The sequence below is a fragment of the Sandaracinobacter sp. genome, from assembly GCF_041909755.1.
Taxonomy (GTDB): Bacteria; Pseudomonadota; Alphaproteobacteria; order Sphingomonadales; family Sphingomonadaceae; genus Sandaracinobacteroides.
Genome location: NZ_JAYRCW010000118.1, coordinates 1 through 6,544, shown reverse-complemented (window position 1 = coordinate 6,544; position 6,544 = coordinate 1). Strand labels below are relative to the sequence as shown.

8 protein-coding genes are annotated in these 6,544 nt (G+C 66.4%); all 8 read right to left on the bottom strand.

Going from position 1 to position 6,544, the window contains the following annotated elements; all coding sequences use genetic code 11:
- Positions 1-657: head GIN domain-containing protein (locus tag ACE3O8_RS12375; protein WP_374390185.1), on the bottom strand; the 657-nt coding region annotated here is incomplete at its 3' end.
- A 140-nt stretch (positions 658-797) separates the two neighbouring features.
- Positions 798-1,298, bottom strand: a complete 501-nt coding sequence (locus tag ACE3O8_RS12370) for a CarD family transcriptional regulator (RefSeq protein ID WP_374390183.1) — start codon at positions 1,296-1,298, stop codon at positions 798-800.
- Between the two features lie 520 nt (positions 1,299-1,818).
- The gene (gene recA, locus ACE3O8_RS12365) at positions 1,819-2,844 is read right to left on the bottom strand and encodes a recombinase RecA (protein WP_374390181.1); all 1,026 of its coding nucleotides are present in this window, start codon (positions 2,842-2,844) and stop codon (positions 1,819-1,821) included.
- Positions 2,845-2,972: 128 nt separating this feature from the next.
- Positions 2,973-4,115 carry a response regulator gene (locus tag ACE3O8_RS12360; protein ID WP_374390179.1) on the bottom strand — a complete coding sequence of 381 codons (1,143 nt, stop codon included), beginning with the start codon at positions 4,113-4,115 and terminating at the stop codon, positions 2,973-2,975.
- Positions 4,078-4,722, bottom strand: a complete 645-nt coding sequence (locus ACE3O8_RS12355) for a sulfite oxidase-like oxidoreductase (protein WP_374390177.1) — start codon at positions 4,720-4,722, stop codon at positions 4,078-4,080. Before ACE3O8_RS12355 ends, ACE3O8_RS12360 begins: the two co-directional genes overlap by 38 nt.
- Positions 4,719-5,267, bottom strand: a complete 549-nt coding sequence (locus ACE3O8_RS12350; protein ID WP_374390175.1) for a DUF2062 domain-containing protein — start codon at positions 5,265-5,267, stop codon at positions 4,719-4,721. The genes ACE3O8_RS12355 and ACE3O8_RS12350 overlap by 4 nt, the downstream gene beginning before the upstream one ends.
- A gap of 180 nt (positions 5,268-5,447) precedes the next feature.
- Positions 5,448-5,927 (bottom strand): SsrA-binding protein SmpB, encoded by a 480-nt coding sequence (smpB, locus tag ACE3O8_RS12345; protein WP_374390173.1) that lies wholly within the window; start codon positions 5,925-5,927, stop codon positions 5,448-5,450.
- The coding region (locus tag ACE3O8_RS12340; RefSeq protein ID WP_374390171.1) for a 4-hydroxy-tetrahydrodipicolinate synthase at positions 5,927-6,544 on the bottom strand (618 nt) is incomplete at its 5' end. The genes smpB and ACE3O8_RS12340, both read right to left, overlap by 1 nt.

Sequence of the window (6,544 nt, the reverse complement as noted above, 5' to 3'; positions counted from 1 at the left end):
GCCGGACCCGGTCGCCTTGGAGGTGCAGCGTGCGCCCCCCGTCACCGTGATGTCGCCCGATCCGGTCACCCGCAGCGTCGCCGTGCCGGTCGCGCGGGCGTCGATGTCGCCCGATCCCGTGGTCGTCGCCGTCAGGTCCGCGCAGGTCAGGGCGGTGGCGTCGATGTCGCCCGATCCGCTGATGGAAAAATTCCCTTGTCCGCAGCGCCCGGCCACGTCCATGTCGCCCGATCCGGAAATGGCGAGCGTCAGCGACGACGAATCGACGGACGGCAGGTCCATCTCGCCGGACCCGCTGATGCGGCCGCTGAACGGTCCGCGCACGCGGTCCACCAGGATGCTGCCGGATCCGCTGATCACGGCGGCGGAAACCGCGGCCGTCGAAACGCGGATCTTCACATCTTCCTTGCTGCTCCAGGTCCAGTTGCCCGGCTTGGTGCCGATCAGCAGTCGGTTGCCGTCCACCCGGATATCGAGCCGGTCCAGATCGGCCGTCTCCCCCGTTGCGACGACAGAAGAGCGTCCGCCCGTCGTCACGGTCACGTCGGGCGATCCGGTCAGCACGATCTCGGTGAAATCGGAAACGGGAAAGCTGCGCTCGGCGGCAAGAGCCGGGGCGGCAGCAGCGGTCAGAAGCAGGGCAAATGGAAGGCGCAAAGGATTTCTCCCCGAATATGGGCCCTCTCTCGAAGCAGTTTTAGGACAGGGGCCGGCGGGGCGCAAGCCGGCGACACGCAAAAGGGGCCGGCGATGCGGATCGCCGGCCCCCTTTGTTGTGACATGCCTGCCAAACCCGCTTACGCGGCCTTCAGCACGCTTTCGATTTCCTTCTGCGCGGCCGGCTCGTCGATGTTCTTCATCGCCGCCACTTCGCGCGCCAGGCGGCTGATCGCCGCTTCGAAGATCTGCCGTTCGGAGTAGCTTTGCTCGGGCTGATCCTCGGCCCGGTGCAGGTCGCGCACCACTTCGGCAATCGAAACCAGATCACCGGAGTTGATCTTGGCTTCATATTCCTGCGCCCGGCGCGACCACATGATGCGCTTGATCTTCGGCTTGCCCTTCAGCGTCAGCAGGGCGTCCTTCAGGGTCGCCTCGCTGGAAAGCTTGCGCATGCCGACAGATTCCGCCTTGTTCGTCGGAACCTTCAGGGTCATCCGCTCCTTGTCGAAGCGAAGTACGTAAAGTTCGAGCCTGGTGCCGGCGATCTCGCTCGCTTCGATCTCGATCACCCGACCAACGCCGTGCTTGGGGTACACGACATTGTCACCCACCTGGAAGCAGAGTGCCTTGGCTGCCATATACGTCTATGTCCTTTCCTCGGCGACGTGTCCCCGGCCTTCACCTCACCCGCCGGACAATCGGTCACCCGCAAAAAGCGGAAATGCGATGTCCCCTGCACTCTCAGGCGCAGCGGAAACCTGCCGGGCATGTCGCGGAAGGAAAGTTCCGCGAGGGGAATGCCGGATGGCAGGTCGGGCATGGGATAGGGCCGGTCTCGCGCGACATCTTCATGTTCATGACGACGGATCCTGCAAGACCAGCGGATCCGCACGCCAGTTGGCGACACTCGGGCAGTTCAAGCTTTGGGTCACTTCCGGTTTCGGCAGCAACATCGCTGCACAGCGGACAATGCGCATCAGCGCCCGACCCAGCTTTCAAACGTTCCGATGAAGCGCGTCATAGCAGAAATATGACAGCAATTCTACCCTGATCGCCTGCTCAAGGGGGTGGAACAGCCGGAAATGGGCCCGCAAAGCGCCAATTTCCGGCCCGAAACCAGCCCTTTCCCGCAAAATCCGCACCCCGGCGGTCTATGGCCTAAATGTCGTCGTCCGCCTCAGGGCCGGACATCAGCGCATCCGACACGCCGGCTGAATTCGCCCGAATCGCCGATTCGAGCCGGGCCGCCATCTCCGGGTTTTCCACCAGGAACTTCTTGGCATTCTCCCGGCCCTGCCCGATCCGGGTGCTGTCATAGCTGAACCAGGCACCGGATTTGTCCACCAGCCCGGCCTTCACGCCCAGGTCCAGGATCTCGCCCACCTTGGAAACACCGCTGCCATACATGATGTCGAACTCGACCTGCCGGAACGGCGGCGCCACCTTGTTCTTCACCACCTTCACCCGCGTCGTGTTGCCGATGATGTCGTCGCGGTCCTTGATCTGCCCCGTCCGCCGGATGTCCAGCCGCACCGAGGCATAGAATTTCAGCGCGTTACCGCCCGTCGTCGTCTCCGGATTGCCATACATCACGCCGATCTTCATCCGCACCTGGTTGATGAAGATCACGATGCAGCGGCTGCGGGAGATGGAGCCGGTCAGCTTACGCAGCGCCTGGCTCATCAGCCGGGCCTGAAGGCCCACATGGCTGTCGCCCATCTCGCCCTCGATTTCGGCCCTCGGCACCAGTGCCGCAACCGAATCCACCACCAGCACGTCGATCGCGTTCGAACGCACCAGCGTGTCCGTGATTTCCAGCGCCTGCTCGCCCGTGTCCGGCTGGGACACGATCAGATTGTCGGTATCGACACCCAGCTTCTTGGCATAGATCGGGTCCAGCGCATGTTCGGCGTCCACAAAGGCCGCCACGCCGCCGGCCTTCTGCGCCTCGGCGATCACATGCAGCGCCAGCGTCGTCTTGCCACTGGATTCCGGGCCATAGATCTCGATCACCCGGCCGCGCGGCAGGCCACCGATGCCCAGCGCGATGTCCAGCCCCAGCGAACCCGTCGAGATGGATTCGATCTCCAGCGTCTCGCGCTGGCCCAGCTTCATGGCAGAACCCTTGCCGAACGCCCGGTCGATCTGCGCCAGTGCTGCCTCGAGAGCCTTTTCCCTGTCCATCCGAATCCCTTGTTTCCAAACGCCCGAACGGGCAAAGACCCTGTGCATCGCCTAGCCCTGCGGCGGGCGGTGCGCAAGCTTCGTACCCCTTTTGTTCTACTCCTGCAAGCGCCTGTTTTCCGCCTGCTTCACAGCAGTTCGCGAAGGCGATCCCCCAGCGACCGCACCGTATAGGGCTTGGCGATGAAGCCCACGCCCATGCCCGGCACCGCCGCGCGCGCCGCCTCGTCGGCATAGCCCGATGTCAGCAGCACGGGCAGGCCCGGCCACATCTCCCGCGCCGCCGCCGTCAGCCCGATGCCATCCAGCCCCGGCATGCGGATGTCCGACACCATCGCCGCGGGCCGCTCCTGCGCCAGCCGTTTCAGCGCCGCCTCGCCGTCCGGGGCCTGCCGCACGCGCCAGCCCTGCCGCTCCAGCCCCCGCGCAACAGACATGCGCAGCATCAGTTCGTCTTCCACCAGCAGCAGCAACCGGCCCGCATGGGCCGCCGGCGGCGCCGTGCGCACCACGCCCGCCGTTTCCGGCAGATAGACGGCGAAGCGCGCGCCCCGTGCCGAAGGTTCCAGCAGCAGGAAGCCGCCCGATTGCTTCACCAGCCCGAACGCCCCGGAAAGCCCCAGCCCCTGCCCTTTCGACCGGGTGGTGAAATAGGGTTCGAAGATGCGCGCGGCGATCGCCGGGTCCACGCCCGGCCCGTCGTCGGCCACGCGAAGCACGGCATAGGGAACAGGCGGCATGAAGCCGCGCCCTTCCTCGGGCCGTTCGCCGGGCGAGATCCGGCCGCACTCGATGCGGATGCACCCCCGCGAGCGGCCGGCCTCGCGGATGGCATCCCGCGCGTTCAGCACCAAGTTCACCACCACCCGCTCCAGCGCCGTCGGGTCCGCCGTCACATGGGCGGGCGCACCCTGCCCCACCTCCAGCGCAATGGCCGGGCCGGCGAGCGACCTCAGCATGGGCGCCATCCGCTGCAATTCCCGGCCAAGCTCGGCCGCCACCGGGTTCAGCAAATCCTGCCGGGAAAAGGCCAGGATCTGCCGCACCAGCCCGCTCGCCCGCACCGCCTGGTCCACGATCGCCGAAAGGTCGCGCGCGTCGCCGGGGTCGCGCATCCGGTCGTGCAGCAGCTCCGCTGTCGTCACGATCCCGCCCAGCATGTTGTTCAGATCATGCGCCAGCCCGGCCGCCAGCAGGCCGACCGCGCGTGTGCGGACAACGCCGCCCGCCGGTTCAGCCGTAGCGCTGCTCGAGCCAGGGGTCTCCAACATTGTGATAGCCGCGAACCTCCCAGAAGCCTCGCTTGTCCACGGCCGAGAATTCGATGCGTTTAATCCACTTCGCGCTCTTCCAGAAATACCAGCGCGGGATCACCAGCCGCGCCGGCCCGCCATGTTCGCGCGTCAGCGGCTCGCCATCGTGGCTGTGCGCCAGCAGGCAATCTTCCTCGGCGAAATGCGCCAGCGTCAGGTTGGTCGTATAGCCGTCATGGGCATGCAGGATCACATGCGCCGCCTCGGGCAGGGGCTTCGCCAGCGCGATCAGGTTCGATGTCCTCACCCCCTGCCAGCGGTTGTCATAGCGGCTCCACTGCGTCACGCAGTGGATGTCGGACACATCCTCCACCTGCGGCAGCGCCATGAACGCCGCCCAGTCCAGCTCCTGCGGGCAGGAAACCGCCCCGTCGATCGTCAGCCACCAGTCCGCCACCGGCACATGCGGCTGCACGCCCAGATCCAGGACGGGCCAGTTGCCGACCAGCCGCTGCCCCGGCGGCAGGCGCATCGCATGATCCGGATCGGGTTTCCCCGTCAGCAGCCGCCCGGCGCGGGCCCAGGCCTGCTTGGTTCGCGTCAGCTTCTCGTTGAAGCCGCTCAATTGCCCGCGCCAAGGCCCAGCGGCCCGCCGGAATTCCGCGTGGCGCGGGCGCGCCGCCGCCGGTTCCAGCGATGGCCCACCCACAGCCGCCAACCCACATGCACGGTCGTCCAGCCCGCAACCGCACCCACCACGGCGAAGATCAGCAGCCCCACATAGGTCGGGCCGGCCAGGTTCACGGTCCAGCCGATCGCACGCTCGATCGGCCCGGCGCCCGGCGTCAGGCTGAACAGCGTTTCGGTCTTCATTCCGATCGCCTGCTTCCCCACCAGGAAGGCCAGGAAATAGATGAAGGGAACAGTGAAGGGGTTGGTCACGAAGGTGGCGACGGCGGCAACCGGCAGGTTCGCCCGCGCGGCCACCGCGAACAGCGCTGCGAACGGCGTCTGCGCCACGGGCACGGCAAATCCGGAAAACAGCCCCAGCGCCGTGCCGCGCGCAACGCCGCGCCGGTTGAATCGCCACACCAGCGGAGAGGACAGATGCCGGGCAAAGGGGCGCAGGAAGCGATTCGCCTCCAGCTCCTCCCGCGACGGCAACTTCAACCACCTCCCGAACAAGGCTTTTCCCCTCGGCTGCTCACACCCCCGGCCACCCCGCTTGCGATGGCAAGGCCGGGCCAATTCACGCTCAATGAGGCAAAGATGTGTCCCCGGATGCTGAACGGCAACCGAACGGGCGAAATTCTCCTGTGCCGTGCCCGAAATCCGGTGAAATCGCGGCCCTCAGCCCCGCTCGCGCAGCAGCCGCCCCTGTTCACGCTTCCAGTCCTTTTCCTTCTCGTGCGCGCGCTTGTCGTGCAGCTTGCGGCCCTTGGCCAGCGCCAGCTCCACCTTCGCCTTGCCGCGCGTGTTGAAGTAAACGGACAGCGGCACCAGCGTCATGCCCTGCCGCGCCACCGCGCCGTGCAGCTTCGCGATTTCGCGCTGCGTCAACAGCAGCTTGCGGGGCCGCTTCGGTTCATGGTTGTGGCGGTTGCCATGGCTGAACTCGGGAATATTGGCGTTCACCAGCCACACTTCCCCGTCCTTCACCTCGGCATAGCTTTCCGCGATGGAGCCCTCGCCGAAGCGCAGCGCCTTCACCTCCGTGCCCACCAGCACGATGCCCGCGTCATAGATATCCTCGAAGGCATATTCGTACCGCGCGCGCCGGTTCTCGGCGACGGTCTTCACCTTGTCTCCGCTGGGACGTGGCCGCGCCATCAGGGCGCGATTCCGGCATGCGCCATCGCGGCATCCACCGCCGCCATCGAAACCGCAGACGGCGCCACCACCGGCAGCCGCGTGCCGGCCTCCATCCGCCCCAGCACCGACAGCGCATATTTGGTCGGCCCCGGGGAGGCATCGGTGAACAGCGCCCGGTGCAGCGGATACAATTGATCCTGCAGCGCCAGCGCCGTGGCGAAGTCGCCCGCCAGGCAGGCCTTCACCTGCGCCGCATTCAGCGCGGGCGCCACATTGGCCGTCACCGAAATCGCGCCATGCCCGCCATGGGCGATGATCCCCAGCGTCATGTAGTCATTGCCGGACAGGATCAGGAAATCCCGCCCGCATTCCTGCCGGATCTGGCTGATCCGCTCGATATCGCCGGTCGATTCCTTGCAGCCGATGATGTTCGGATGGTCAGCCAGTTCGGCCATCGTCTCCGTCGTCATGTCGATGCCGGAACGGCCGGGGATGTTGTAGATCAGGATCGGCAGCGGCCCATTGTCTGCCAGGTGCCGGAAATGCGCGATCAGCCCGCGCTGGCCCGGCTTGTTGTAGTAGGGGCAGACCACCAGCGCCACGTCGGCCCCGGCCTTCGCCGCAGATTCCATATG

Coding starts and splice junctions, on each gene's coding strand:
- ACE3O8_RS12370 (WP_374390183.1), bottom strand. CDS start 1,298: ATGGCAGCCAAGGCACTCTGCTTCCAGGTGGGTGACAATGTCGTGTAC.
- recA (WP_374390181.1), bottom strand. CDS start 2,844: ATGGACAGGGAAAAGGCTCTCGAGGCAGCACTGGCGCAGATCGACCGG.
- ACE3O8_RS12360 (WP_374390179.1), bottom strand. CDS start 4,115: ATGTTGGAGACCCCTGGCTCGAGCAGCGCTACGGCTGAACCGGCGGGC.
- smpB (WP_374390173.1), bottom strand. CDS start 5,927: ATGGCGCGGCCACGTCCCAGCGGAGACAAGGTGAAGACCGTCGCCGAG.